Source organism: Paenibacillus sp. FSL R7-0297 (assembly GCF_038009025.1).
GTDB lineage: Bacteria > Bacillota > Bacilli > Paenibacillales > Paenibacillaceae > Paenibacillus_AQ.
The window spans coordinates 6,640,579-6,667,274 of sequence record NZ_JBBPAQ010000001.1 but is presented as its reverse complement, the minus strand read 5'-3'; the positions used below and the strand labels follow the sequence as shown (position 1 = coordinate 6,667,274).

Sequence of the window (26,696 nt, the reverse complement as noted above, 5' to 3'; positions counted from 1 at the left end):
TTAACTGCTGCTCTGAACACGCCGTTTCCTTTACACTCGATTCGCTACCCGTAGAATGGAGACGCATAAGTAAGCAGCGAAGGTATAATTGTTGTACTAAAATAGGAAATGTCCCGGTTATAGTTTCTCTTTTTGGTCTGAGCACACGCCTATATAATTTGGACATCAGTTAAGAGAAGGGTGTGACGTTACACATGGCCGCGATTCCGCAGAACGAGCAGGCTCTGCACCGGTTCATTTCAATAATCTGTTCACCGCTGTCCATCGTTCAATATGTTCTTACGAAACGTGATGCTCTAACCTACAAGCCCCCTGGAGAAATGATTCCTGTGCGGGATGTCTGCCTTCATGCCCAAGTTATGGGGAAGGGAGACCACACCGTAATTCTGGAAGCGGGTATGGGGGGATCATCCCTGGACTGGTCCATGGTGCAGCCGGAGCTGTCGCAGTATGCCAAGGTAGTCTCATATGACCGGGCAGGCCTGGGGTGGAGCGGGAGCGGCAGCCAGCCGGAAAGTGCAACCTGCAGGAAATACGTCCGCGAGCTCAGGGAACTGCTGAAGGCAATGGACTGCAAGCCTCCCTATATTTTGGTGGGCCACTCCTATGGAGGTATGATTGTGAGATGTTTTGCGGGGGAATATCCGGATGAAGTGGAAGGGCTCCTGCTGGTTGATGCTGTACATGAGAGCCGTTATCTTACGGATGAAATGAGCAACCGCCGAAAACAGCAGCGGGAGGCGAACAGACGGCAATATAAGCTAGGTTATCTGTTCGCGCCTGCGGGGATTCCCCGTTTGCTAAGAAGGCCTGTAGGAGGGCGGAGACTCCCGGCAGCTATCCAAAAAAACGCCTCAAGTCTGGGATACCGTAAGAGTGCTTACCGGGCCGCATATGCGGAACTGCTCTGCGCGGAAGAGAGTGCCCTGCAGCTGAAGGCGGCAGAGCCGCTAAGCAGCAAGCTGCCCATTACAGTGCTTAGCGCGGGCAGTCCGGATGAAGAATGGAAGCTAGGCCAGCAGCGCTTAGCCAGGTTGACCCCAAATGTACAGCATATTACCGAAGAAGATCCCCGGCATTCCATCCCCATACACAGACCGGAGACTGTCGTTAAATACGTCACCGAATTATTGAATACCTTATAGCCAGCGGATCAAACGAATAAAAGGCAGTACCGGCAGATCATTCTGCAGGTACTGCCTTTTTACTGGTAGAGACACTTCATGAGCTCTTCCTTCAGACGGAATTACAGCTGCAATTACAGCTGGAGATTCCGGTCAATCAGGGCAATGCGCTGCTGGACACAGGCATAAGTGCGGAGCGGATCTTCAGGAGTATTCAGCACATAATCAAGCATTTGCTCTACTGAAGTGGTAGCTACATGAATCCGGGTGTCGGAGGAAGCGTAGTAGATGTAGATGTCTCCGTTGTCCCGGGCGATTACGCCGTTGCAGAATACAACGTTGGATACATCGCCGATGCGTTCTTCACCGTCCGGAGCGATAAAATGTCCGCCGGGAGCATGGGTAACCTTGTTCGGCTCATTCAGATCGGACAGGAATGCGTACAGTACATAACGCAGTCCGGCAGCAGTGTTGCGGACACCATGGGCGATGTGCAGCCAGCCTTGAGGGGTTTTGACCGGTGCCGGGCCCTGGCCGTTTTTCACTTCCTTGATCGTATGATAATAACGCTGATCCATAATGGATTCGCTGGTAATTACAGCATTCTCAATAGTATCGGACAATCCCCAGCCGATGCCGCCGCCGGAGCCTGCATCAATGAACCCGTCCTGCGGGCGGGTGTAGAAAGCATATTTGCCGTCTACGAATTCAGGATGCAGCACTACATTACGCTGCTGGGCAGAGCCGGTCTTGAGGTCAGCCAGACGTTCCCAGGTCTTCAGGTCCTTAGTGCGGGTGATCCCGCACTGGGCGACTGCGCTGGACAGATCACCGTGCGGGGCAGCGGGATCTTTACGCTCAGTGCAGAAGAGGCCGTAGATCCAGCCGTCGGCATGTTTCACCAGACGAATATCGTAGACGTTGATATCCGGATCTTCAGTTTCCGGCAGGACAACCGGATGATCCCAGAAGCGGAAGCCGTCTACACCGCTGTCGCTCTCGGCCACAGCGAAGAAGGATTTGCGGTCATTCCCCTCGACACGGGCCACAATGTAGAACTTGCCGTCCAGCTCAATAGCCCCCGGATTAAAGATGCCGTTCACGCCGATCCGTTCAGCGAAATAAGGATTGGTTGCCGGGTTAAAGTCATAACGCCAGATCAGCGGCGCATGCTCTGCAGTGAGCAGCGGGTACCGATAACGGTCATAGGTACCGTTGCCAAAGGGAACCTTCTCATTTTTGCGGGCAATCAGTGATTCATACCGTTCTGTTAACTGCGCCTTGCGTTCTCTGAATAATGTGCTCATTATTTAGTCTCCTTTGAGGTTGTTGTCAATCTTCCGATCATTTCAAAGCAGGCTCTGCTGTTATGATAAGGGCATTTCCAGGCACTGACCTTGGCTGCATGCTCCAGCGGCTGCAGGGATTCATCAACGGCCCAGAACCACTCGCCTAATGTATGATCGACCATGTAGCTGTTAGTGAACGTCCAAGCTGCCTCGGCAGCCTCGCGGAAGCGTGGATCTCCGGATAGCTGGTAGGCATTATAGAAGCCCACGATTGCTTCCGCCTGCGGCCACCAGTCTTTATTCTTATCCAGCAGCCCATTATGATCGGCTTCATTCCAGATTCCGCCGTCAGTGTCAATGCCTTCAGCCAATGTAGCTTCGGCCATGGACAATGCAACTGCCAGCACCCGGTGCAGCAGCTCTTCATCCCCAAGCACTTCAGCCGCTTCAACCAGCAGCCAGCTGCCTTCGATATCGTGGCCGTAGGAGATATGGTCGGACTTGATATTCCACTCTTCATCCAGGAACAGATGGAAATGCTTGCCTTCAGCATCAATGATGTGGAGGAGCATAACCTCAATCAGCTCAGCCAGCCGGACCCGCAGCTCCTCGGATTTCCACACGCGGTACAGGCCGGTGTAGCCTTCAAGCACATGCAGATGGGTGTTCATCGACTTCTTCTCATTCATGTCCTTGCTGCTGAGGCTTAAATTCTCAGTCATCTGCCACTGCTCAGAAAGGGCTTCGATATAACCTTTATTAAGCGGATCATATCCGTGTTGCTCGACTAGACGGAACAGTGCCACAGCCTGATCAAGCGCATCCTGGCGTCCGGTGGCATGATGGAACTCGGCCAGGGCATAGATGGCGAAAGCCTGGCCGTAGATCTGTTTTTTGCGTTCGGAAGGGGCTCCCAGCGCATCAACCATCCAGTAATAGCCGCCGTACTCGGTGTCAGTGAAATATTGAAGCAAATAGGCGTAGGCCCGTTCAGTCATAGTCAGATATTCAGCGTCACCATACATGCGGTAAGCGCTCGCAAACGTCCACAGAATCCGTGCGTTCAGCACCAGGCTTTTTCCGGCCTCCGGATTGGTATTCATCTGGTTGTCAATTTCACCTACAAATCCGCCATGCTGTTCATCCAGGGTATGCTTCATCCAGAAGCTGAGGATATTGTCTTTCAGCTCTGCTTCCATTTCATTCCGCCAAATCAGGGGCGATTTCGTCATGTGGTTGTTCACTCCTAAACAGTAATGGTAGATATTGAAATCCGGCTACAGGGTAGACAAGGATTTCGTCTTGGAACCGTAATACGCTTCGATAATGCCGGCCGCCGGTTTGCCGTACATGCAGTAATCATCGTTGCCCGCAGCTTCGTCCAGCGGATAGAGCTGTGCCGGCCAATCCCACAGCATGAAGCCCCGTACCCAGTCCCGCTTCCCGCAGGCGCCGAACATGGCAAGGTAGAACCGGCTTTGCTCTTCAAGATCCGGGCCGCCCTCGAGATTCCAGTCATTCGGGATGGCGGCACTGCCGGTCCGGCTGGACCAGCTCACAGCCGATACAGAACATCTAGAAGCCGCTCTCTTCGGCAAGCACAGCATAATGAAGGATAAAGGCTGTATAGGAACGGAACCACTCTGACCATTTCGGCTCACAGGAAACATCCTTGTCGAAGAAGTTGATATGAGCCCGCCATGTGCCGTCTGCCGTCTGCACAATTCACAATGGGCTTCAGGCAAACCTTCAGTTCAAGTGATTTTGCCTGGCGGATGGCCCAGCGTACCTCTTCATCACTGACCGTAGGTTCCGACCAATAAGGGATTTCTGTAGATTGCGGGGTAGCTTGAAGTGCGCTGAATGCGATGGCGGTCCAATTCGCACCGGTAAACCTCTTCATCAGCTCCATGGAAGACTCCGCTGCATCATTGGCCCAGGAAAAATAATAATTTATTTGTATTTTGTTATTATGTTATTGTTATTTAATGATAACAATAATACAATTAAGTTATAACGCTTTTTATGAATGTTTTCAAGAGGGAATTGCGTGGGAAGCCTGAGACGAGCCGTCGAGAGTCAAATACCGCTCCAAGAACTTCGTACTTACGCCGGAAGAATGGTATGAGGAGAGCGGTTTCGTGATCAATGTGCTCTTCCCGTGCGCGACCTTGAATGATGCCGAAACGGGCCGCATTGCAATCTACTACTGGGCGGCTGACAATTATGTAGTGTTGCATATACGACAGTGCAGGAAATCATCAACTACGTGATCGACACCCATGAAGAGGTTGGCGATGATGCGGATTTGGGTAAAATCTAGATCGAATCTAGGCCGAATAAGGAAGCATTCATCTCATACAACAAAATCACAGCGATAAAGGATCTGATGGTATATTATTAATACTGGCCTTGTGCGGAAATCATTCCCTACAAGAATACAGCAGATCCGGCGGTGATTTTTTGAGCAAGTCAACAGTTCGCGGTAAAAGTATTCTAACTCGGCTGCATCCCTCCAAGTCGCTGGGGGTGCGGCTTTTTCTCGTGTTTTTCGTTGCGACGATGGGAATTGTTCTGTCTTTGGGCTATACATCCTACTCTGTTGCCAAACAAACTATCGAGAACAATGCACTGTCCGCTAATCAGCAGACAGTCGAGCAAACGGCAGAGAAGCTTGATGTGACTCTGCTGCGTTTTGAAGATAATCTGGGACAGCTGTTCTACAACAAGGATATTCAGCAGGCAGTCTCAGAAGAAAGTACTGCTGCCGCAGGCGGGGGTATGGAACATGCCGCTGTGATCAGTGGCGAGTTGAACCATTGGCTCACTGCAGTTACTAATGTGCAAGCGGTTTATTTGATTCCTCTAAATGAAGCTCTGCCTGCCGCGTCAGCGGGGGCTGTGGACAATGAATTCCTGGCGGGTGTCCGCAAAGCTTCGTGGTACAAGCAGCTGCAGGATAAGCCGCAGGGCTTGTGGATTACCGAGGCACTGAAGCAAGGGGAAGCAGAAGGCGTGGTCCATTTCGCCAAATCCGTAGCGGGGGAAGCCGGAAGCTCAGGATACATAGCGGTCTGTGACATCAAGACTACGGAGTTGGCCAGCCAGCTCAGCAAAGTCGATCTGGGGATGGACTCTTATATCCAACTGCTGACTACCAAAGATGAGATGATTGCCTCTTCCCAGCATGAGGAGACAGACACGTATCTTCGCTTGGGCGGCACCCTGTTCAAGGGACTCAGCGAGAGCACAGGGTCCCTGCCGACCAAAGATGAGAAGGGCAAATCCATTCTTGCCGTGTATGGTACGCTGCAGAGCTCGGGCTGGAGACTGCTGGGCGTTGTCCCTTCCGAGAATCTGATTAAGGATGCGGGACGTATCCTTAACACCACCTACATAGCAGTGGCTGCCGCTGCACTCATCGCCATTCTCATTGGCTTCTGGATGGTACGGATGGTCTCGCGGCCGCTGTCGCACCTGCGGGACCTGATGTTCCAAGGGGCAGAAGGTGACCTGCGTGTGCGTACAAAGGTAGTCTCGAATGATGAAATCGGCCAGCTGTCAGGCTCCTTCAACATGATGATGGAACGGATCACAGAGCTGGTCGTGCACACCAATGAAACTGCACGTGAAGTGCTGGAGACAGCAGATGCCCTGGGCAATGCATCCCGCGAGACCGCTGTAGCCGCACAGGATATTGCCGCAGCAACTGAACAGATTGCCGGCGGTGCAGGGAATCTGGCGCTGGAAGCAGACCGCGGAAATGAGATGACCGCCCAGATCTCCGAGCGGATGGATGCGGTGATTGCTGCGGCCCAGGAGATTGGCGGGACCGCACATAGCGTGGAGGCGTCCAGCAGAGAGGGTGTCGTCAAACTGCAGGAGCTGTTGGGCAGAACGCAAGAGACCGGCGATAGGACAGGGAAGCTCGTGATTAAGGTCAATGAACTCAAGGATACCACCTCGTCAGTCATCCGGGTGCTTGAGGTCATGCAGAACATTACCCAGCAGACCAATATTTTATCGCTTAATGCTACTATTGAAGCAGCCCGGGCAGGCGAAGCGGGCAAAGGCTTCACCGTGGTCGCTGATGAAATCCGTCAGCTGGCTGAACAGTCCAAGCGTTCCATTGCAGTAGTGGCTGAGATCACCGACAGAATTATGAATGACATGCATGAGACTGTAGCCGCATTATCCGAGGTGGCACCTTTGTTTGGAGAACAGATGACCTATGTACAGAACACCAGTGAGATCTTCATCAGCGTGCAGGGTCAAATGAATCATCTGATCACCCGGCTGGATTCCGTGTCATCGTCGATAGACGGGCTGAACCACTCGCAGAGAGTGCTGTCCGAGACGATTGGCAATGTCAGCTCGTTTGCGGAAGAATCCTCTGCCACCTCCGAGGAGGTGGCATCCCTCACCGGCGAGCAGGAGAGCGTAAGCGAATATTTGGTCAATCTCTCCGCCAAACTGGAGAATGCCTCATCCAAGCTTAAAGAACGATTGTCTAAATTTAGCGTGTAAGCTGTGAGTGTTAACCGCTTTTCCTTCTGGGGAAGCGGTTTTTTTGCGGGTTGGGGTGGGCATAATAGAACCCATAGTTCAGCAGCCCACTTGATGGAGGAATAACACTTGCAGAAGCTGGTTCACAAACGTATATTTTGGAGTCTGCTGATTCTGTCTGTGCTCGTTGCAGGCTTGATCATCAGACTGGCCTGGGTCCAGCTGCTGATGAAGAATCAGCAGGTAAGCAGCAGCGGGTACACGATGGCACAGATGGCTGAAATTCAGAGCGAGCGGGAGACAGTACTGGACAGTGGGCGGGGCCGGCTCTATGACAGGAACGGAGAACCGCTGGCCGGAGAGACTGTATGGACAGCGGCACTGTTTCCGCAGGAAGAATCACTTCCGCTGCATACGGTTACCGGGGAGCCTGCCGGGGATAACCAATTGCACCGCCTGGCAGAAATTCTTGGGGTCAGCTACAGCCAGCTGCAATCTACACGCACAGGGCTTAAGGAGCCGCTGCTCTGGCCCTCCGGCAAGGGGGGCACTCCGCTGGCATTGTCGTTGTCAGAGGCCCGGGAAGTGGAAGAGCTGGGAATTGAGGGGGTTAAGGCGCTACCCTTTGCCCGCAGATATGATGGAGCCGCTTCAGGACGGCAATGGCTTGGTTATTTGTCTGAAGCTTCGGGTGAAGCGCTACGGCAATCACCGACTGGTCTGCGGATTCCGCGTACAGGTACGGACGGGCTGGAGAAAACACTGGAGCCGCTGCTGCAGGGAGTGGGGCATACGGAGGCGGTTGCCCAGGTGGATGCCCGGGGAAACCGTGTTCCAGGCAGTCCGATTATAGTCAAAGCACCGGGGAATCCTTATTACCCGCTGTCTTTATATACCACGATTGATAAGAAACTACAGGAGAGTATTGAGCAACTGGCCGCAGAAGCGAACGTAAAGGAGGGGGCAGTTGTAGTCCTGGATAGCCAGAACGGCGATATTGCCGCGATGGTATCCTTGCCGTTCTACAACCCGGAGCAGATCTCACCGCAAGGAGGGGAGTGGAACAACCGGGCGCTGCAGGCAGCGGTACCCGGGTCCATCTTCAAGATAGTCACTGCCGCTGCTGCCCTGGAGGCCGGATTAACTTCACCGGAGGAACCGTTCTATTGTAATGGGGAATACGGTAAATACGGATTAACCTGCCTGAACGGCAAAGGACACGGCGCCCTTACGATGGCGCAAGGGTTCGCCGTGTCCTGTAATACCGTGTTCGCCACGCTTGCCGAGCGGCTTAGTGGAGCACAACTTAATGCTGCTGCTCTGGCACTTGGCCTTGGACGGGACATCGGCTGGCAGGCGGAGAATACGCTGGGCCTTCCACTGCTCCGGCCGCTCTCCGGGGAGCAGACGGGGACGATCTTCACCACGCTGCTGCCGGATGACGGCGGGGCCAGGGTGCAGACCGCGATCGGCCAGCGCGATGTGCGGATTACGCCTCTGCAGGCGGCGAACCTCGTAGTCACGCTGCTGCATGGCGGGGAGGTTAGAGCGCCGCGTATTCTGCAGCGGGTTGCGTTTGCCAACGGCCAGACGCTGAAGGAGCTTCCGGGACATCTGGCCCCTGCCCCGCAGGGCAGAATATCGGGGGCAACCGCCCGCGTGCTGCTGTCCATGATGCGTAAAGTGGTGACAGAAGGAACAGGCAAGACGCTGCAGGGCCTTGAATGGCCGGTCGCCGGCAAATCAGGCACAGCGCAGACTCTGGTCAAAGGCGCGGCCCGCAATAATCAATGGTTCATCGGCTATGGCCCGGTAGACCATCCGAGATATGCTGTATCCGTTGCTGTCGAGAACGTGGCTCCAAGCAGTCCGCAGGCAGCTGCCAAATTATTCGGTCAAGTATTTGAGCTGCTGTCCGGGTCAACGGGGGCCTGAGTATCGTCGGTGCCTGCTGTACCTGCCGAAGCTGTACCTGCCGTATTACCCGATACGGGGCCGCCTGCTGTGGAGGGTTCAGAAGCGGCGAACGGAGACACGATGAATTCCTCCTGCGGCAGATAGATCCAGCGCTGCAGATACCCCTGCTGAATCAGCTCCTTGAGCAGGATCAGCAGGATCGGCGACAGAATAAGGCCAGCGATACCAAATACAGAGGAAGACAGAATGACGAAGGATAGCATCAGGAACGCCGAGGAGACGCCAATCGAATTTCCGGTGATTTTGGGCTCCAGCAGCTGTCTGATCACCATCACCACTGCCAGCAGAATGATCAGACCAATGGCCAGTGAGGTATTGCCGACAATGAATAAATAAATGATCCAGGGGATCAGAATCGCCGGTACTCCAAGTAGTGGCAGCAGGTCGAACAAGGCGCAGATCAGAGCTAGAGTAAGAACATTTCCAGTCTGCAGGATCAGCAGTCCGGCGAGAACGATCACGAAGGTAATGCTGATCAGAATCAGCTGGGCTTTTAGATAAGAACCGATAGCCTTGAACACATTCCCCTGCAGGAAAGCGTAAGCCGTCTTAAAGGTCTTGGGCAGCTTGTCATGGGCAATCCGGCGCCAGTCCTTAATCTCCATACTGAGAAAAAAGGCCAGAATAATCGCAATGCCGAAATTAGCCATAAAGGAAGAGAAGGAGCCAAGCACACCGATCATATATTTAAAGAAGGTGACCATCCACGTCGAGAGGACATTGGTAGCATCGGTGAAATAACCGTTCAGCTTATCTGTGAGATCGGGCGGGAGCGCATCGATTTTTTGCTGGAGATAGGTGGTAGCCTCAGTAAAATGCTGCTGGACTATGTATGTATATCTGGGCAGATTATCCTGGAATTGAATGACCTGGGTCGTAATTAGCAGTCCGGCAGCAAATAAGGCGCCAAGCAGGATCACTAGGAAGAGGACCACGGAGATAGCGGAGGCAAAAGGCTTAGCCATTCCCTTGCGGTTCAGGAACCGGGCCAGCGGCTCAATCAGCAGGAAGACAAAAAAGGACAGGAACACAGGAGCGGCCAGCTGATACAGCTTACTGAATCCCAGCATCACGAGATACAGCGTCAGGATAACCAATCCGATGTCGAAAAAAGTGCGCCAATATTTTTTGTACAGCGGCAGCATAGAGATAAACGACTCCTTTTCTAGATAAATTTACAATAATCACTTCAATTCATTGTACACGATTTTATTAAAAAAGCGTCTATTTCTTTGGCAGCTGTGTTAAAATAGGGGGTAATGTTTTTTGAATGCACTACTTGTCGCCACAACGGTATTGTCCTCTTGCAGGACAGCAGACGCTTCTACTTACTCTACTTGGCCGTATCACACGTAAGACGAGCCAAAGTCAACTCTGGAAAAGCGGGGAATTTACATGCAGACTTTGCTGCTCTGGCTATTTTATATCTCTACCTTTTATGCTTTCATTCCTGGAATGATCAGCCGGATATTTGGTTATCGTGTCTTTCGAAAGGGAATCGGGCGCACGGATTACGGCCTGACCTTTGATGATGGACCTGACCCGCACTATACACCGTTATTGCTGGATTTGCTTAAGCGTTATGGGGCTAAGGCGACTTTCTTCGTGGTCGGTGCACATGCTGAAGCACATCCGGAGATTATTAAGCGTATGCATGATGAAGGGCATCTTATCGGGATTCACAATTATGTGCACAAGACGAACTGGCTGATGCGTCCGGCAACGGTGAGGAAGCAAATTCAGCGGACCGATGATATTATCTTCAAAATAACCGGCGAGCGCAGCACGTATTACCGTCCGCCGTGGGGGATTGTGAACCTGTTTGACTTCTCGAAGCGGCGGCAGGTGCAGATTGTACTCTGGTCGGCCATGTTCGGCGACTGGAAGGAGAAGCTGGGGGCGGAACGGCTGACCGACAAGCTGATCTCTAAGCTGGGTCCCGGTGAGGTCCTGCTGCTTCATGACTGTGGTACTACGCTCGGTGCCGATCCGCATGCACCAGAGCATATGCTTATTGCCCTGGAGCGGATGCTTCAAGAAGCGGATCGACGGGGGCTGCGAAGTATCCGGATTGACGAGATGATCAAGGCGGTACAGGACTCCCCTATTACAAGGCTGTCTTTCGGCAAACGGCTGGTTGTCGGCTTATGGCTGGCCTGGGAACAGGTATTCCAGCTATTGTTCCAGATCAAGACGATCTCTCCGGCAGATCCGTTCCTGCATTACCGGCTGCGTAAGTATCAGGGGAATCCCGTGCACATGGATAACGGCGAGACCTTAAGCAAAGGTGATAAGGTGATAGAGCTGCATATCGACAACAGGCAGCTGTTCGAGCTGGGCGTTCATTCGCGTTCCTCGGCACAGCTGGCCATCCGCATGATCCGCCGCATGGAGAAGGATCTCCCAGTGCTTGCGGAGCGGATTGCCGGTGATGTGGAACTGGCGGAAGCCAAGGCGCTCTACGGTGTGAGCTTGCTGAACCGCGGGCCGGAGAAATTCGGATTCATGGTTCTGGATCTGCCAAACGGCCTGTTCGCAAGCTCCACCAAATTCTATCTCAGTATTCTGCTCAGCGTCATTCATCCGTCAGGCGGAGCGAGACTTAAAGTCCGCAGTGAGCTGCTGGTACCCAAAATGATGCTGATGCCCGTGTCGCAGCTGTCTGGCCAGATGAACCAGCAGCGGCCGCAGAAGCCGGTGAAGCAGCGCGAACGGGTGCGGGAAGAGGAGCACTCCCTGGAAGCTGAGCTTGAACTGCCCGGAGCAACGGTGGTTCATTGAAGCGCATAAGGAATTAAATGAAATAGCCATAATAATAATTATAATACTAATTATAAGATAAGCTTCCATAACCTGCGGGTTTTGAAGGCTTTTTTTTTGATGAAAATTAGGCTATGGGGGTCCGAGCAAAGTACCTGAGTAATCATAGATGCTAAGCCCCACTTTGTGGGGTTATTTTGCGTTGCGGCAGAAATAGGAAATACTTCTGGTATCCATGCACTGGAGAATGATCTGAATTCTCACGATATAATCGCAATTTTATGGGATATTTCTTTCTGCGGGGCCGGGCTATGATTAATTCATACAGTGGGCGGCATCAACAGTTGAACTGAAGGGAGATGAGGATGATGACAGAGCGGTTGCTGCTCCGCCGGGTAAGGCGGATGAACGGTGAAGAAGTGGATTTGGTGGTGGAGAATGGAAGGATCGCAGAGATTGTACCCGCAGGTACCGCAGATGCGGCCGGCGGCCGGGTATGGGAGACGGCGGGAGCCTATGTCTCCAGCGGCTGGATTGATATGCATGTTCATGCTTTTCCCGCTTTTGACCCGTACGGGGACGAGATAGATGAGATAGGCGTGAAGCAAGGCGTGACCACTATTGTGGATGCCGGAAGCTGCGGGGCTGACCGGATCGCTGAGCTTGCAGAAGCGGGGCGGAGAGCGGCTACCAGGCTGCTGGCTTTCCTCAACATATCACATATCGGGCTGCAGCGGATTGATGAGCTGGCCGATATGGAATGGATTAACCGGGCAAGGCTACTGCTGGCTGTCTCGAAGCACCCGGGATTTATCGTAGGACTGAAGGCGAGGATCAGCCGGAGTGTGGTGAAGGAGAACGGACTTGAGCCGCTGCATGCGGCGGTTCAGCTCTCGGAAGAGACGGGCCTGCCGCTGATGGTACATATCGGCTCGGGTCCTCCGGATATCCGTGAGGTGATTCCGCTTTTGCGCAGGCGGGATATCATCACCCATTATTTGAACGGCAAAAGCAATAATCTGTTTGACGGTGCGGGCCAGCCGCTTGAAGTCTTGAAGGAAGCGGTCTTACGCGGAGTCCATTTGGATGTCGGACACGGAACAGCCAGCTTTTCCTTTGATGTGGCGGAAGCCGCGAGGCGCAGCGGTGTCCATCCGGATACGATCAGCAGCGACATCTACCGGGGCAACCGGATGCACGGCCCGGTCTTCAGTCTGGCCCATGTGCTGACTAAATTTCTTGCACTCGGCTATTCTCTTGAGGAAACAGTGGAACGGGTGACAACACAGGTTGCAGACTGGCTTGGCAGACCTGAGCTGGGTGAAATCCGCACCGGAGGCGAGGCTAATCTGACGTTATTCCGAGTGAAGGACCAGCTGGTCGAGTTGGTGGATTCAGAAGGCACGCGGCGGGTAGGCCGGCAAATTATTGAAGCGATGGGAGTGTTCGTTGATGGCAGATTCATTGAATGCGAAATACGGCCTGAAGCGGGTGATTAATGCCAGCGGCCGCATGAGTATCCTGGGGGTATCAGCCCCTACGGATACGGTGATGGATGCGATGAAGCAGGGAGGACAGCGGTATGTGGAGATTGCCGAGCTGGTAGATAAGGCTGGAGACTATGCAGCACGGCATATCGGTTCGGAGGCTGCGGTGATTGTCAATTCGGCTTCCAGCGGAATTGCACTTGCGGTAGCAGCGGTGGTAACACGCGGCGAACCGCGTGCAAGCCTTCGCCTGCATCAGGATAAGCTGTACCGGAATGAGATTATTATGCTGAAGGGGCATAACGTGCAATATGGTGCGCCTGTTGAAACTATGATCTACCTCGGCGGCGGGGCAGTCCTGGAAGCCGGTTATGCCAATGAAGGCCGGGCAGAGCATCTCAGGGACGCTGTGTCGGAGCGGACGGCTGCCATTTTGTATGTGAAATCCCATCATGCGGTGCAGAAGAATATGATTTCTGTCGAAGAGGCCTGGGAGGTCGCCCAGGCGGCAGGCCTTCCGTTGATTGTGGATGCCGCAGCAGAAGAGGATCTGCAGAAATATGTGCAGGTGTCCGATCTGGTTATTTATAGCGGTTCTAAAGCTATTGAAGGACCGACCTCCGGCATTGTCGCGGGCAAGCGGACCTATATCGAATGGCTGAAGGTACAGCTCCACGGCATCGGACGGAGTATGAAGGTCGGCAAAGAAACGACGTTCGGGCTGCTGCAGGCGCTGGATGAGTATGCGGTTAAACAGGATAACAGCAGGCAGGAAAAAGCAGCCTTGCAGACGTTGCTGACCCTGAATGGGCTTCCCGGCATACAGGTGTCTGTTGTCCAGGATGAAGCTGGACGGGCGATCTTCCGGGGGAGAGTCCAGGTGGACCGGGCTTTGGCCGGAATTTCCGCACAGGAGCTGTCCGAAGGGCTGCAGCAGGGGGATATCGCCATTTATACCCGGGACTACGGCGTCCGGCAGGGTTATTTCGATATTGATCCGCGTCCGCTCACGGGCGATGACATTCACATCATTGCGGCGAGAATTCGCCAATTGACTGGAGGAGAAGCAGATGTCTAAGATTGCAGAACGGTTCTACAAGGGACGGGTCGCCTTGAATGTGCTGGCCCGGGATATCGGGAACGCCAAAGAGGTGTTCGAGGCGTCCGAGGGGCATGTACTGGTTGGCGTACTCTCGAAGGATTATGCCACTGTCCAGGAAGCGGTAACAGCAATGGAAGCCTATGACCGGGAAATTGACGGTGCAGTATCCATCGGACTGGGAGCCGGGGATAACCGTCAAGCTGCAGTGGTGGCGGAAATCGCCAGGTACTATGGCGGAAGCCACATCAATCAGGTATTTCCTGCCGTAGGCATCACCCGTGCAAGTCTGGGCGGGAAGAACAGCTGGATCAACAGTCTGGTCTCTCCGGCAGGGCAGCCCGGCTATGTTAATATCTCCACTGGACCGGTTAGCGCCGCTCAGACGGAGCAGGCGGTTATTCCTGTGAAGGCAGCAATCGCCCTAGTACGGGATATGGGCGGCAATGCACTGAAATATTTCCCCATGCAGGGTCTGAGCAGGGAAGCAGAGCTGCGTGCGGTGGCTGAAGCCTGTGCCGAGGAGAGCTTTGCGCTGGAGCCGACAGGCGGCATTGACCTATCCAACTTTGAGGCTATATTGTCTATTGCGCTTAGTGCTGGCGTCCCGCAGGTCATTCCCCATGTCTATACCTCCATTATTGACCAGGGTACCGGGCTTACGCGGCCTGCCGATGTGCAGAAGCTATACCGGATGATGACCAGGCTGGCGGACAGCTATGTCTAAACAGATCGCCGCTTTCGGCGAAGTGATGATGCGGTTGCAGGTACCCGGATATGAGCTGCTGTCACAAGCCAGCAATCTGAACTATTCATTCTCTGGGAGTGGTGTGAATGTGTTATCCGCTCTGACCCGGTACGGGCATCAGGGCAGTCTGGTTACCAGGCTGCCCGAGGGGCCGCTGGGCGATGCCGCAATCGCCAGCCTGCGCAAGCTGGGCATTCATTCCGGCTATATTGAGCGCGGCGGGCAGTATATCGGAATGTATTTCCTGGAGAACGGGTTCGGGGCCCGGCCCGGCAGAGTGACCTACACGGACCGGGCCGGGAGCAGCTTCAATACAGCTCCGCAGAATACGTATTCCTTTGCCGGGCTTGCTGGCAAAGCGGATGCTGTCCATTTCTGCGGCATTACGCTGGCGATGAATGACGGTGTCAGAACGGCGATGAAAAGCTACGCCGAAGCGGTCAAGCTCAAGGGAGGCCTCGTGGTTTTTGACTGCAATTACCGCCCGTCCCTCTGGAGGGAAGGCGGCTATGAGCTGGCGAAGCCGCACTATGAAGAGATGCTTCATCTGGCTGACATTGTGCTCATGAACGAGCAGGATGCCATGTTCATCCTGGGCATGGATGCGGTAAAAGGCGAACGGGAGGCACAGCTGCGGGAGCTGATTCCTGAAGTGGCTGCCCGTTACAGTCTCTGTACAGTTGCCGGAACGCAGCGGACCATTCATGAGGACAACCGTCACTCCCTGCGCGGGTATATCTTCAAGGCAGGCTGCTTCTCGTTCTCAGATAATCTGACATTTACAGTCCTGGACAGGGTCGGAGCGGGAGATGCTTATGCCAGCGGTATTATTCACGGTGAGCTGGAGGGCTTTGATCCGCAGCATACCGTTTCATTCGCTGCCGCTGCCGGAGTGCTGGCGCATACTGTAGCGGGAGACTCGCCGATGTCCTCCGAGCAGGATGTCTTCCGGATGCTGATGAATCCGGGCGGCGATGTTCAGCGCTGAGTCTTCTCCCTTAACCGGGCATATTAGCGCTATTATTCGGATGATTTCTATACTGCGCGGGATATTTTGACGCCCGGGGGCGGGCTATAATGGGGATAATTCAATTCAAGTACAGGTTAACCCTGAGGAGGCAGAGCAATGAAAATCAACAGACATCCGGAGAATCCAATCGTGGTTCCGGGCAAATATGACTGGCGGCTGGCGACGGTATTTAATCCGGCAGTGATCAAGGATAACGGGAAATTCTATATGATTGAACGGACCGCAGGCTCCCTGACGCCGTGCAAAAATGTTCTGGGTCTGCTGGAAAGCGAGGATGGTGTCCATTTCACTCATGTGAAGGACGAGCCGGTGGTTACACCCGATATGCTCGGCTTTCCGTACGGCAGTGTACAGGACCCGAGAATAGTGAAAATTGGGGATCTGTTCTACATGAGCTTTGCGCTCCGCCCCTGTGCAATGAATTATTATCCGACCGGAACCGGCATTCCAGAGCGCTCCATACCTGAATATCCCGATGGCTGGGGAGAAGAGGAAGGACACTGGCTGACGCGCTCCATTCTGATGTCCTCCCGCAATCTGACGGACTGGGAGTATGTAAGTACTACAACCCCGCTTGAGATTAACGACCGCAACAACATGCTGTTCCCGGAGAAAATAGGCGGCAAATACGCGCTGCTGCGCAGACCGGAGGAGTACATCGGTGAAACTTACGGAACAGAGCAGGCAGCAATCTGGATCTCTTACTCGGAGGATCTGAAAAACTGGGAAGCCCCGAAGCTGCTGGCCAAAGCGGAAAACAGCTGGGAGAACAAAAAGATCGGTGCCTCCACTCCGCCCATTCGTACGGAGCATGGTTGGCTGCTGCTGTACCACGGTGTAGATGACGATACAGTGTACCGCCTGGGCGCGATGCTGCTCGATCTGGAAGATCCGTCCAAGGTGATCGCCAGAACGAAAGAATTCATCATGGAGCCCGAGACGTATTATGAGAAATTCGGCTATCAGATTCCCAATGTTATTTTTCCGACCGGCTGTGTACTCGATGACGGAATTCTGCATATCTACTACGGCGTAACCGATACAGCCATCGCACTGGCAACTGTTCCGCTCTCCGATATGCTGGAGCATCTGCTGGGGCAGACGGTATTGTAGAAGGATGTTCGCTAACCGCTTGGATATTTTCAGGCGGTTCCTATCCTGTTAATATTGGAAGCGTTTACCCGCAAGTCCCCCGGAAAAAGAGGTATTTATATAACGTCTTATGTAATATAATATGACTTTATTTCATGGTTTTTAGTGTTTTTTTCATATTTATTGCAAATCCGCTGTAGAATATCGGATATAATCTAACATTTGTGGGATATAGACCGCAGCTAATAGCTTTTATAATTAACGTAACAGCTCAGGTAGTCCCTGCAAGAGGGAATCTGAGGTGCGGGAATAGCAGATACTAATAATAGTAGAAAGAGGGTTGATTAGGGTGACAATGAAACAGACCAAAAAAGTAGCTTTGCTTGGGATGGCGGGCGCGCTGGCTTTGTTCACAGCAGCATGCGGCAACAGCAACAACGCGGGTAATGCAAGCGGGAGCGGGAATAGCGAAGAGACCATCACCCTGAATATGATGCATCCCTGGACCTCGCCCAATGTGGACAATGAGGTATACAAGGCGCGGATCGCCAAATTTGAGGCGGAGCATCCGAATATTGTGATCAAGCAGGACGGAGTGCCTTCTGCACAATATAAAACTAAGCTGCGGACGCTTGCAGCCGCCAACAATCTGGCGGACATCAATGTCGTATGGCCTGGAGCCGATCTCGAGCCGCTGGTGGAAGGCAGCCTGGTGGAGCCGATTGATGGTCTGATGGATAACTGGAAGTCAATTCTGCCGGAGAGCGCCCTGGCCGGGTTCAATATAGGCGGTCAGCAGTATGCCGTTCCGACCAAACAAACCTTCGTAGACATCATTTATTACAACAAAGAGATGTTCGCCCAAGTAGGCTACACAGAGTTTCCTGATACGTACGATAAGTTCATCGACGCAGTCACCAAGCTGAAAGCGGCGGGGATTACGCCAATCTCGCTGGGCAACAAGGAGCAATGGCCGCTACAGTCCTCCTATCTGTCCATTCTCGGAGACCGTTTTACCGGCAGTGACTTCCTTACAAAGGTGGTAAATAAGGAAGCGAAATTCACTGACCCCGAGTTCGTCAAAGCGATTGCGGTCATTGATGAGCTGACCAAGCTGAAGGCCTTCAATACCGATGCCAACAACATGGATTCCGTACAAGGCCAGGATTATTTCATCCAGGGCAAAGCAGCTATGCATATCTCTTCCTCAACGGTAGATGCGAGAATCCGGATCAATAATGACGAAGGCGACAAGTTCGGCATTGCCCTGTTCCCGAGTGTGGAAGGCGGCAAAGGTGATCCGGTGAAGAGTGCGGGTGTGGTGCAGTACGGCATCGCCATTAAGAGCGGACTGAATGAGAAAACCAAAGCGGCGGCTGAGGAATTCATGAAGTATTTTGTCAGTGAGGACCTGTACAAGGAGTTGATCCGCAACGGGGTTGTAGTTCCGGCCACCGTAGAAATTCCTGAGGATGCCAGCCCTTATCTGAAAGAAATGCTTGAGCTGACCAGCAAAGGCACGGCTCCTGTATTCGACAGCATCATTCCGACACAAGTGGTTGACGTTGTGCAGAACGGCATACAGGCGCTCACTATAGGCCGCGGCACACCGGAAGAGGTCGCCAAGGATGCACAGGCAGCTTTTGACCAAATGAACTAGGACTAACAGGGAGAAACGGAAACCGCCGTTTGCATCATCAGGCGAAGCCGTTTCTCCATTTCATAAGCAGAAGAGGATTCAACTGGAAGGGGGATGCCCTGTGCATACGCTTAAGCAAAATAAACTGGCGATCTTTATCGGATTATTCCCGGCGCTGGTCATCTATCTTGGAATTGCGATCATACCGATCGGCATTTCGCTCTACTACTCGGTGATGGACTGGAACGGGATCGGCAAGATGACGTTTGTCGGCTTGGACAACTACTCCCGTATTCTTACTGATGATACGTTCTGGCTGTCTGTACAGAATAACATTGTCATTATGCTGACGGGGCTGGTCGGTCAAATTCCGCTGGGGCTGATCATGGCGATGCTGCTGAACAAGGGACTTAAGGGCTCTGGCTTCTTCCGTACCGTAGGGTTCATGCCTGTTGTCATCTCGTCCGTCATGGTTTCCTTAATCTGGGGCATGATTTATAACACGGAATACGGGATGCTGAACAGCATGCTGGCCTTCTTCGGACTGGAGAGCTGGCAGCAGAACTGGCTGGGGGACATGAAGTGGTCTATGTTGTCCATCAGTGTGGCCTACATTTGGCAGAACTGCGGGCTGTACATGGTTATTTTCCTTGCTGCTCTGCAGAATATCCCGGATGAAGTTAATGAAGCTGCCGAGCTGGATGGTGCCACAGGATTCCGCCGGACACTGCATATCACGATTCCGATGCTCCGCAGCACAATTATGGTAGCGGTCGTATACAGCATCAGTAACTCTTTCCGCGTATTTGATTTGATTCAGGTACTGACCGGCGGCGGGCCGGCACATCAGACAGAAGTCATGACGCTCTATATGTACAACAGCGCATTTATGAATTTGCGTTACGGCTATGGCAGCGCAGTATCGATTCTGATTCTGCTGTTCAGTCTTGTTGTGATTTCTATCGTTAACCGGATTGGCCGGGAGAAGGACGCCTGATGAAGATCTACAGAAAGGAGGAGAGAAGTTATGGATAAAAAAACACCGTTATTCAAAGTCATGGCCTACACATTTTTGAGTCTGTTCGCTATTATGAATATAATTCCGATTTTCTGGATGATCGTTAATTCGTTTAAGGAAGAGCAGGAATATGCGGCGAACCCGTTCTCCTTCCCGACCACACTGCATTTCTCCAACTACACTAAGGCTTGGGAAATTGCGAATATGAACATTTACTTCTTGAACAGTCTGCTGATTACGTTCGTATCGCTGATTGTGACCGTGCTGCTGGGTTCGCTTGCCGCCTATTTCCTTGCCCGGTTCACCTTCAAGCTCAGGGGCTTCACGTATGCGTTGTTCCTGTTGGGGATGCTGGTGCCGATTCACGCCACATTGATCCCGATCTTCCTGATTATGCAGAAACTGAGCCTGATAGATACGTATTTCTCGCTAATTTTGCCGTATACGGCGTTTCACCTGTCACTTACGGTGTTCATTCTGGAGGGCTTTATGCGGGGCTTTCCCAAGGATCTGGAAGAGTCGGGGATTATGGACGGAGCGGGTGTATTCCGCATTTTCTGGTCTATTATTCTGCCAATCACCCGCCCGGCTATGGCTACCGTCGTGATTCTCAACTTTATTTACAACTGGAATGAATACTTATTCGCGCTTGTACTGATCACTTCCAATTCGCTTAAGACGCTTCCGCTGGGGCTGGCGAACTTCGTCGGTGTGGAGACGGCGAGCTATACGCTGCAGATGTCGGCGCTGACGATTGCACTCGTCCCAATATTGATCTTCTATCTGCTGCTGCAGAAGCAGCTGGTTACCGGGATGACCGCTGGAGCTGTCAAAGGCTAAATCCGGGTCCGCAGTGATGGGTGCAGCAGGTCCTGGAAGCAGCGGCGGTGGAGGAAAAAAGGAGTCTGAGGATGCAAACACGCTGGAGAAAGGCCGGTAATTTCGGCTTGAAGCGCAAGGCTATGGTGATATTTCTGCTATTTGTCTTTCTGCCGACCATCGGGGTCGGGGTCATTGTTCAATATAAGTACAACAAGGTACTCCGCGAGCAGTTCGTCAGTGCTACCCGCCGCAACCTTGATAATGTGACCAGCCAGCTTGGCGAACAGACCAAAATGGTGGAGGATATCGCCGACTACTTCATCCTGAGTCCCGACATGCGGAACTTTCTCCGCAGCTATCCGCCGCTTGAGGCTGAACAAAGGTCTGTATATAAACGCAATATTGAGGATTTCCTGACCTTCCAATTAATGTCGAGAAGTTATATCCGATCCATTGAGATTTCCGGCTACAACGGTAATACCATCGAGATGGGCGAGCCGTTCAGTGGGGATGAAGACAAGTGGGAGCGTGAGGCGGTGGCCCGAAAAGGCGGGATTCTCTGGACTGAGGGCTATCCGCTGAACAGTTCATGGAATGGGCAGGTCCGGGTGCTCTCCATGATCCGGGTCCTGAATTCCTTCAGTGAGATTACGAAGCCGCTCGGTATGCTGACCATCCGGCTCGATGAAGCGGATATCGCCGCTCAGCTTGAAAAAGGCGTGCTGGCAGCTGGTTACGGCAGCGTGTTCGTAATGGGCGGAGCAGGTGATCTGATCCTGGAATCCGTCAACCGTCTGCCGGACGGTTATGTGCCGGACCAGGGCCTGATGCAAAGGCTCACGGCTGGCAGCAGCAAGCTGGCCACCGCTGAAATCGGGGGCCAGCGGTATCTGACAATGTATAACCAAATTGAAAATTCCGACTGGAAAGTGGTCGTTATGATCTCCGAAGAGAAGATGGCGGAGGAATTCCGCAGCGTCAAGATCGTGATGTCCATTATCCTGATTGCTATTCTGGTGCTGGCGCTCACTGCACTTCTTGGATTCCACTATACGATTATCCGTCCGATTCTGCGGCTGAAGATCGAGACTGGGCGTGTGGCCGGCGGTGACTTCAGCGCGAGGGTGCCCGTCAGCTCTCAGGATGAGATTGCAGAACTGGGCAGCAAGTTTAATGAGATGGTCATGACCATCCAGCAGCTTATTGATCATAAATACAAGCTGGAGCTCCGCGAAAGGGAAGCGGAGCTAAGGCTGATGCAGAATCAGATGGACCCTCATTTTCTGTACAATACCCTGGATATGATCCGCTGGACGGCCCGCTTGGAGCAGGCGGAGCAATCCAGTCAACTGATCGAAATGCTGTCCAGATTCTTTCGCGCCAGCGTCAATAACGGAAGCTATCATACGACGTTGGGCAAGGAAATGGAATTTGTACAGGCTTATTTGTATTTACAGCAGTACCGTCTGGGGGATAAGCTGTCCTATTCGCTGCACCTGGAGCCGGGCATTGAAGAGGCAGTTACTCTGAAGGCGACCCTCCAGCCGCTGGTGGAGAACGCGGTCAAGCACGCTATGGATAGAAGCAAGCCTGTTCACACGATTGATGTAAAGGCTTATACGGCTGAAGATGAAATACGAATTGATGTGACCGACAATGGGATAGGCATGACTCCGGAGCGAATGCGGGAAATCGCAGCTACCCTGGATCACAAGCCTTCCATGCGCGTAAGCGGCCACGAAGGGGCGCTGCGCAATATTCATGAACGGCTGTCTATTTTTTTCGGACAGGATTACGGGCTGCGGATTATCCATACGTCGGGTGAAGGCACACGAATCCGTGTCTCGCTCCCGTTGCGGCAGGCCGGAAGCGAGGGGGCAGAAGATCATGAGCAATAACGGACGAACTGACACCAAAGGGCTTAAAATGCTGATTGTTGATGACGAACCGGTCATTTGCAAAGGACTTCGCCTGACCATCGACTGGGCTGCGCTGGGGATAGAGGTCATCGGCGAAGCTTACGACGGCGAGGAAGCGCTGCAGATTATGGGGGAGCATGAGGTGGATTTCGTGCTTTCGGACATCCGGATGGACGGTATGGATGGTCTCCAGCTTGCCGAGCAAGTGGGGCGGCGTTATCCTGAGGTCCGCATGATAATTATCAGCGGCTATGAAGATTTCGATTATGCACGCCAGGCGATCCGGCTCGGGGTGAACGACTATTTGCTGAAGCCGGTTAATATAGACGAGCTTACCGGAGTAGTGGGCAAGCTGGCAGAAGATATCCGGCAGCAGAAGCAGGAGGGCGGCAGGGATGAAGTGAAGCTCTGGCTGACCAATATGGCCCGGCAAGGGATGGCTTACCGCAAGGCTGCTCCCTCTTCACTTCAGGGAGAGCAGTTCAGAATTCTTGCCACGCAGCTGAGCTGCTTCTACGGGCGTTATTCGGAGCTTGGGCAAGAGGAGTATGAGCAGCTGCAGGAGCAGTGGATAGGCTGCCTTCAGGGGCAGCTGGCGTTACCAGGCCTGAAGCTTGTCTCTATCTTCGATCATGAGAATCTGCTGATTACATTGGCGGCGGCAGACCACCGGCTGGAGCCGCAGGAATGGCGTGAATGGCTGGAGGGCTTCGTTCCCGGGCTTATCCCCGGGGCGGAGCTGAATTGCGGAGCATCGCAGACTTATGACGATGCCGCAGAGACGGCGGACCGATGTGCGGAAGCTGTGGGGCTGCTGCGCTATGCTGTACTGGATAACTCTGCTGTGATTGAGGAAGATATTGTCCGGCAGTGGAGCGGTACAAGGGAGCCTGCGGCACTGGATATTGCAGGTACGGTGCAGAATCTGGTAGCGGCTCTATTCAAGCAGGATGCCAGTGAGACCGGGGAGCTGGTATCGGAAATGCTGAGTTTTTTCAAGCGTGAATCGTATTTGCTGCATGAGATCGTGACTGTGTATGAGGAGCTGTTCGCTCTGCTGCGCCAACGGCTGCGCAAGAGCGGAATTACCGGTATGGATTACGGCCGCCAGTCACCGGACCTCTACCTGTTTAATTCTTACGATGCTCTGCAGGAGCTGATCCAGAAGGACATGGGCGATCTGCTGGAGCTGATTGAACAGAATGGCACAGACCGCTCCTACTGGATCGTTGAGAAGGCCAAGCGTTACATTGAAGCGCAATACCGTACGGATCTGAAGGCATCCGAGGTCGCGGCCTGGCTGAAGATTACGCCCAGTTATTTCAGCTATATTTTCAAGCAGAGCACGGGCAAGGGGTTCACGGAATATATGAACGAGCTGCGGATCGAGCAGGCTAAGGCACTGCTTGCGGCTACACATGATAAGATCTTCGAAATTGCCGACAAGGTGGGCTACAAGGAATACAAATATTTCGTAACTGTGTTCAAGTCCTATACGGGCATGACCCCCAAGGAATATCGGGGCTTGAGGGCGAGCAAGGACTTGTAAGGTTAAGCCGGACAAGTCAGTTAGATAAGAAGCACTAAAGAAATAGACAAAAAGCAAAAGAAGCGGAGGGGGAATTTGGAACGTGCGTCTTATATAGATGACTTTGGCAAGCGGGAGGAGCAAGAGATGGAAATATATAAGCAACCTTCCTATAGTGTGGAGGAGCGGGTTCGGGATCTTCTGTCCCGCATGACACTGCGTGAAAAGACGGGCCAATTGAACCAGCGGATGTATGGCTGGGATGCTTATGCCTGGGAGAACGGGGAGCTTGTGCTTACCGAGGCCTTCCGCCGGGAAGTGGCTGAAGGAGCAGGCATGGGGGCATTGTATGGATTATTCCGCAGTGACCCGTGGTCAGGGGTGGATTACAGCAACGGGATTACAGCCGCCGCCAGCGCTGCTGCTGCGAACAAGGTGCAGCGCTACGTGCTGGAGCATACCCGGCTGGGCATTCCTGTGCTGCTTAGTGAGGAATGCCCGCATGGGCATCAGGCACTGGACGGAACACTGCTGCCCGTGAATCTGGCTGCCGGAGCAACCTGGAATCCACAACTGATGGAACAGACTTACAGCCGTGTAGCGCTGGAGCTGCGCAGCCGGGGGGCTCACCTCGGGCTGCTGTCCGCCCTGGATATTCTGCAAGATCCGCGCTGGGGCCGTTCCGAGGAATGCTACAGCGAGGACCCGTTCCTGGCGGCTGCCTTCACGGCATCGGCTGTGCGCGGGATGCAGGGAACAACGCCGGAAGAGCTGGATTCACCAGACAAGGTTGCAGTGATTCTTAAGCATCTGTGCGCTCAGGGAGCAGCGCAGGGCGGGAGGAATGCCGGGCCGGCAGCAATCGGTGAACGTGAGCTTCGCGAGATTCATCTCCCGGCCGCGCAGGCAGGTGCAGCGGCAGGTGCGGCCGGATTCATGGCAGCCTACAATGAAATCGACGGCATTCCCTGCCATGCGAATGAGGCGCTGCTGAGCGGTATTCTACGCGGGGAATGGGATTTCGGCGGGATCGTTATGGCTGACGGTCAGGCTGTTGACCGTCTGATTGCGCTGACCGGCAGTTATGAAGGCGCAGCGGCGCTGGCCTTATCCGCCGGCGTTGACCTGAGCCTGTGGGACAAAGCGTTCAGCACGCTTGAGGAGGCGGTGAATATGGGTCTTGTCCGCGAGGCTGATATTGACCGCGCAGTATCCCGTGTGCTGGCGCTGAAATTTCGGCTCGGCTTGTTTGAACGTCCATATACGGATGAGCAGCTGGCGCTTTCCGTGGTGGGTCATGCGGATACCCGCAGGCTGAACCTGCAGGTGGCGCGGGAATCGGCCGTTCTGCTGAAGAACGAAGACGCTTTGCTTCCGCTCGCCGGCAAGCTACGGCGGATTGCGGTTATCGGTCCGAACGCGGACCGGCTCTACAATCAGCTCGGCGATTATACCAGCATACAACGGGAAGGAAGCGGTACGACGGTACTGCAGGGCATCAGGCAATGTGCCCCGCCCGGGGTTGAGGTTGTACATGCCCTGGGCTGCGGCATCCGCGAATCTTCCACAGCCGGCCTGAGCGAAGCGGTGGAGCTGGCACAGCGTGCGGATGTTGCTGTATTGGTGCTGGGAGGCAGCAGTGCACGGCAGTTCGGCGGCGACTTTGAGGCCAACGGTGCCGCAATTATCAGTGAAGGCAGTCCATCCGAAATGGACTGCGGAGAAGGTGTGGATCTGGCCGACCTGCGGCTCGGCGGCATCCAGCTGCAGCTTGCTGAAGCGGTGGCTGCCACCGGCACACCGGTGGTCGCAGTCATTATCCAAGGCCGTCCGCATGCACTGGACGAACTGGAGCCGCTAGCCGGTGCACTTCTCTGCGCGGCATATCCCGGCGCGGAAGGCGGACAGGCCATCGCTGAAATTGTGTTCGGCCACGTGAATCCCAGCGGCAAGCTGCCGGTGTCTCTGCCGCGTTCCTCCGGGCAGTTGCCGGTGTATTACAACCAGAAGGACCCGGGCCGTCCCCGGGTATATGTGGATATGCCGTCTGCCCCGCTGTATGCCTTCGGACACGGGCTTAGCTACACAAGTTTCGAATACGGCAGTGTCTCGTTATCTGCTGACTCCATCTCAACAGCTGATCTGGATGCAGGCAGCCGGGTCGCTGTCAGCATCAATGTGAAGAATACCGGCGCTATCTCAGGGCTGGAGACAGTCCAGCTGTACATCCGTGCCCGGGAGTCGGGGATCACCCGCCGGATTGCGGAGCTGAAGGGCTTCAGCAAAATCTCTCTGCAGACCGGAGAAGAGCAGACCGTAACCTTCCATCTGGGCGTGGAAGAGCTGGGGATATGGAATACGTCAATGAAGTTTGCGCCTGTTCCCTGCCGGGTTACGGTGATGGCGGGAGGAAGCCTTGCCGGCACCCAGACAGCGGAGCTTGTGATTACTGGCGGTTTCAGTGCGGGGACATAGTCAGAGAATCGCTTGGGGCCGGTTGGCTTTCCCTTGCCCAAAATCCATTGACAAGCAGCATACGAACACAACAATATAGAGCAGCGGTTCTCCTGTTATTGGAGAATCACTGCTCTATTGACGTTATAAGCCTTGGGAATATAAAAGGGGCTGTCATCGCCGGCAGAATATCTGCTTACGGGA

The 26,696-nt window shown here is 53.7% G+C and carries 18 protein-coding genes and 2 pseudogenes; 16 read left to right on the top strand and 4 right to left on the bottom strand.

The genetic code is table 11. The annotated features are described in order from the left end of the window. Window positions 1–182: 182 nt before the first annotated feature. Window positions 183–1,145: an alpha/beta fold hydrolase gene (locus MKZ24_RS28980; RefSeq protein WP_231637807.1), complete on the top strand. Its 963-nt coding sequence runs from the start codon at window positions 183–185 to the stop codon at window positions 1,143–1,145. Window positions 1,146–1,258: 113 nt separating this feature from the next. Here the strand turns inward: MKZ24_RS28980 and MKZ24_RS28975 are convergent, their stop codons facing one another. The 3 genes and pseudogenes from MKZ24_RS28975 to MKZ24_RS28965 all read right to left on the bottom strand — a co-directional run bounded on the left by MKZ24_RS28975 (window position 1,259) and on the right by MKZ24_RS28965 (window position 4,376). Next, window positions 1,259–2,431 (bottom strand): glycoside hydrolase family 130 protein, encoded by a 1,173-nt coding sequence (locus tag MKZ24_RS28975; protein ID WP_340789199.1) that lies wholly within the window; start codon window positions 2,429–2,431, stop codon window positions 1,259–1,261. Continuing rightward, complete coding sequence (locus MKZ24_RS28970; RefSeq protein WP_042234026.1) at window positions 2,431–3,645, bottom strand: AGE family epimerase/isomerase; 1,215 nt, start codon at window positions 3,643–3,645, stop codon at window positions 2,431–2,433. The genes MKZ24_RS28975 and MKZ24_RS28970 overlap by 1 nt, the downstream gene beginning before the upstream one ends. Window positions 3,646–3,690: 45 nt before the next feature. Beyond that, a pseudogene (locus MKZ24_RS28965) lies at window positions 3,691–4,376 on the bottom strand (glycoside hydrolase family 113). Between the two features lie 100 nt (window positions 4,377–4,476). Between MKZ24_RS28965 and MKZ24_RS28960 the strand changes: the two are divergent. The 3 genes and pseudogenes from MKZ24_RS28960 to MKZ24_RS28950 form a co-directional block, all read left to right on the top strand. Then, window positions 4,477–4,736: pseudogene (locus MKZ24_RS28960) on the top strand (glycoside hydrolase family 130 protein); the annotation flags it as partial. A 140-nt stretch (window positions 4,737–4,876) separates the two neighbouring features. Next, window positions 4,877–6,940, top strand: coding sequence for a methyl-accepting chemotaxis protein (locus MKZ24_RS28955; protein WP_156123030.1), 2,064 nt, complete (start codon window positions 4,877–4,879; stop codon window positions 6,938–6,940). Window positions 6,941–7,048: 108 nt separating this feature from the next. Continuing rightward, window positions 7,049–8,854: a peptidoglycan D,D-transpeptidase FtsI family protein gene (locus MKZ24_RS28950; protein ID WP_340789193.1), complete on the top strand. Its 1,806-nt coding sequence runs from the start codon at window positions 7,049–7,051 to the stop codon at window positions 8,852–8,854. On the opposite strand, the gene MKZ24_RS28945 is transcribed toward MKZ24_RS28950, so the two are convergent. Next, complete coding sequence (locus MKZ24_RS28945; RefSeq protein ID WP_042234034.1) at window positions 8,815–10,041, bottom strand: AI-2E family transporter; 1,227 nt, start codon at window positions 10,039–10,041, stop codon at window positions 8,815–8,817. The genes MKZ24_RS28950 and MKZ24_RS28945 overlap by 40 nt on opposite strands. A gap of 250 nt (window positions 10,042–10,291) precedes the next feature. On the opposite strand from MKZ24_RS28945, the gene MKZ24_RS28940 reads away from it, so the two are divergent. The 12 genes from MKZ24_RS28940 to MKZ24_RS28885 all read left to right on the top strand — a co-directional run bounded on the left by MKZ24_RS28940 (window position 10,292) and on the right by MKZ24_RS28885 (window position 26,513). Then, a complete protein-coding gene (locus tag MKZ24_RS28940; protein WP_042234036.1) occupies window positions 10,292–11,677 on the top strand; it encodes a polysaccharide deacetylase family protein in 1,386 nt (461 codons plus the stop codon). 347 nt (window positions 11,678–12,024) lie between these two features. Next, complete coding sequence (locus MKZ24_RS28935) at window positions 12,025–13,155, top strand: amidohydrolase/deacetylase family metallohydrolase (RefSeq protein ID WP_042234038.1); 1,131 nt, start codon at window positions 12,025–12,027, stop codon at window positions 13,153–13,155. After that, window positions 13,109–14,221, top strand: a complete 1,113-nt coding sequence (locus MKZ24_RS28930) for a DgaE family pyridoxal phosphate-dependent ammonia lyase (RefSeq protein WP_042234040.1) — start codon at window positions 13,109–13,111, stop codon at window positions 14,219–14,221. The genes MKZ24_RS28935 and MKZ24_RS28930 overlap by 47 nt, the downstream gene beginning before the upstream one ends. After that, the gene (dagF, locus tag MKZ24_RS28925) at window positions 14,214–14,969 is read left to right on the top strand and encodes a 2-dehydro-3-deoxy-phosphogluconate aldolase (RefSeq protein ID WP_042234044.1); all 756 of its coding nucleotides are present in this window, start codon (window positions 14,214–14,216) and stop codon (window positions 14,967–14,969) included. Before MKZ24_RS28930 ends, dagF begins: the two co-directional genes overlap by 8 nt. Then, complete coding sequence (locus tag MKZ24_RS28920; protein ID WP_340789185.1) at window positions 14,962–15,978, top strand: sugar kinase; 1,017 nt, start codon at window positions 14,962–14,964, stop codon at window positions 15,976–15,978. The genes dagF and MKZ24_RS28920 overlap by 8 nt, the downstream gene beginning before the upstream one ends. Before the next feature lie 138 nt (window positions 15,979–16,116). Further along, a complete protein-coding gene (locus MKZ24_RS28915) occupies window positions 16,117–17,133 on the top strand; it encodes a glycoside hydrolase family 130 protein (RefSeq protein ID WP_042234048.1) in 1,017 nt (338 codons plus the stop codon). 334 nt (window positions 17,134–17,467) lie between these two features. Further along, complete coding sequence (locus tag MKZ24_RS28910; RefSeq protein WP_042241936.1) at window positions 17,468–18,772, top strand: extracellular solute-binding protein; 1,305 nt, start codon at window positions 17,468–17,470, stop codon at window positions 18,770–18,772. Between the two features lie 100 nt (window positions 18,773–18,872). Further along, on the top strand, window positions 18,873–19,748 hold the full coding sequence (locus MKZ24_RS28905) for a carbohydrate ABC transporter permease (RefSeq protein WP_340789181.1): 876 nt from the start codon (window positions 18,873–18,875) through the stop codon (window positions 19,746–19,748). Between the two features lie 30 nt (window positions 19,749–19,778). Further along, window positions 19,779–20,609, top strand: a complete 831-nt coding sequence (locus MKZ24_RS28900) for a carbohydrate ABC transporter permease (RefSeq protein ID WP_042234052.1) — start codon at window positions 19,779–19,781, stop codon at window positions 20,607–20,609. 71 nt (window positions 20,610–20,680) lie between these two features. Then, window positions 20,681–22,489 carry a cache domain-containing sensor histidine kinase gene (locus MKZ24_RS28895; RefSeq protein WP_340789179.1) on the top strand — a complete coding sequence of 603 codons (1,809 nt, stop codon included), beginning with the start codon at window positions 20,681–20,683 and terminating at the stop codon, window positions 22,487–22,489. Further along, window positions 22,479–24,059 carry a response regulator transcription factor gene (locus MKZ24_RS28890; RefSeq protein WP_340789176.1) on the top strand — a complete coding sequence of 527 codons (1,581 nt, stop codon included), beginning with the start codon at window positions 22,479–22,481 and terminating at the stop codon, window positions 24,057–24,059. The genes MKZ24_RS28895 and MKZ24_RS28890 overlap by 11 nt, the downstream gene beginning before the upstream one ends. 126 nt (window positions 24,060–24,185) lie before the next feature. Continuing rightward, window positions 24,186–26,513: a glycoside hydrolase family 3 N-terminal domain-containing protein gene (locus MKZ24_RS28885; protein WP_042234056.1), complete on the top strand. Its 2,328-nt coding sequence runs from the start codon at window positions 24,186–24,188 to the stop codon at window positions 26,511–26,513. The last annotated feature ends 183 nt before the right edge of the window (window positions 26,514–26,696 follow it).

Excerpts from the sequence above, each read along its gene's own strand:
- MKZ24_RS28940 (WP_042234036.1), top strand. The coding sequence starts at position 10,292 with ATGCAGACTTTGCTGCTCTGGCTATTTTATATCTCTACCTTTTATGCT.
- MKZ24_RS28895 (WP_340789179.1), top strand. The coding sequence starts at position 20,681 with ATGCAAACACGCTGGAGAAAGGCCGGTAATTTCGGCTTGAAGCGCAAG.
- MKZ24_RS28945 (WP_042234034.1), bottom strand. The coding sequence starts at position 10,041 with ATGCTGCCGCTGTACAAAAAATATTGGCGCACTTTTTTCGACATCGGA.
- dagF (WP_042234044.1), top strand. The coding sequence starts at position 14,214 with ATGTCTAAGATTGCAGAACGGTTCTACAAGGGACGGGTCGCCTTGAAT.
- MKZ24_RS28970 (WP_042234026.1), bottom strand. The coding sequence starts at position 3,645 with ATGACGAAATCGCCCCTGATTTGGCGGAATGAAATGGAAGCAGAGCTG.
- MKZ24_RS28920 (WP_340789185.1), top strand. The coding sequence starts at position 14,962 with ATGTCTAAACAGATCGCCGCTTTCGGCGAAGTGATGATGCGGTTGCAG.
- MKZ24_RS28910 (WP_042241936.1), top strand. The coding sequence starts at position 17,468 with ATGAAACAGACCAAAAAAGTAGCTTTGCTTGGGATGGCGGGCGCGCTG.
- MKZ24_RS28935 (WP_042234038.1), top strand. The coding sequence starts at position 12,025 with ATGACAGAGCGGTTGCTGCTCCGCCGGGTAAGGCGGATGAACGGTGAA.
- MKZ24_RS28900 (WP_042234052.1), top strand. The coding sequence starts at position 19,779 with ATGGATAAAAAAACACCGTTATTCAAAGTCATGGCCTACACATTTTTG.
- MKZ24_RS28975 (WP_340789199.1), bottom strand. The coding sequence starts at position 2,431 with ATGAGCACATTATTCAGAGAACGCAAGGCGCAGTTAACAGAACGGTAT.
- MKZ24_RS28885 (WP_042234056.1), top strand. The coding sequence starts at position 24,186 with ATGGAAATATATAAGCAACCTTCCTATAGTGTGGAGGAGCGGGTTCGG.
- MKZ24_RS28915 (WP_042234048.1), top strand. The coding sequence starts at position 16,117 with ATGAAAATCAACAGACATCCGGAGAATCCAATCGTGGTTCCGGGCAAA.
- MKZ24_RS28890 (WP_340789176.1), top strand. The coding sequence starts at position 22,479 with ATGAGCAATAACGGACGAACTGACACCAAAGGGCTTAAAATGCTGATT.
- MKZ24_RS28930 (WP_042234040.1), top strand. The coding sequence starts at position 13,109 with ATGGCAGATTCATTGAATGCGAAATACGGCCTGAAGCGGGTGATTAAT.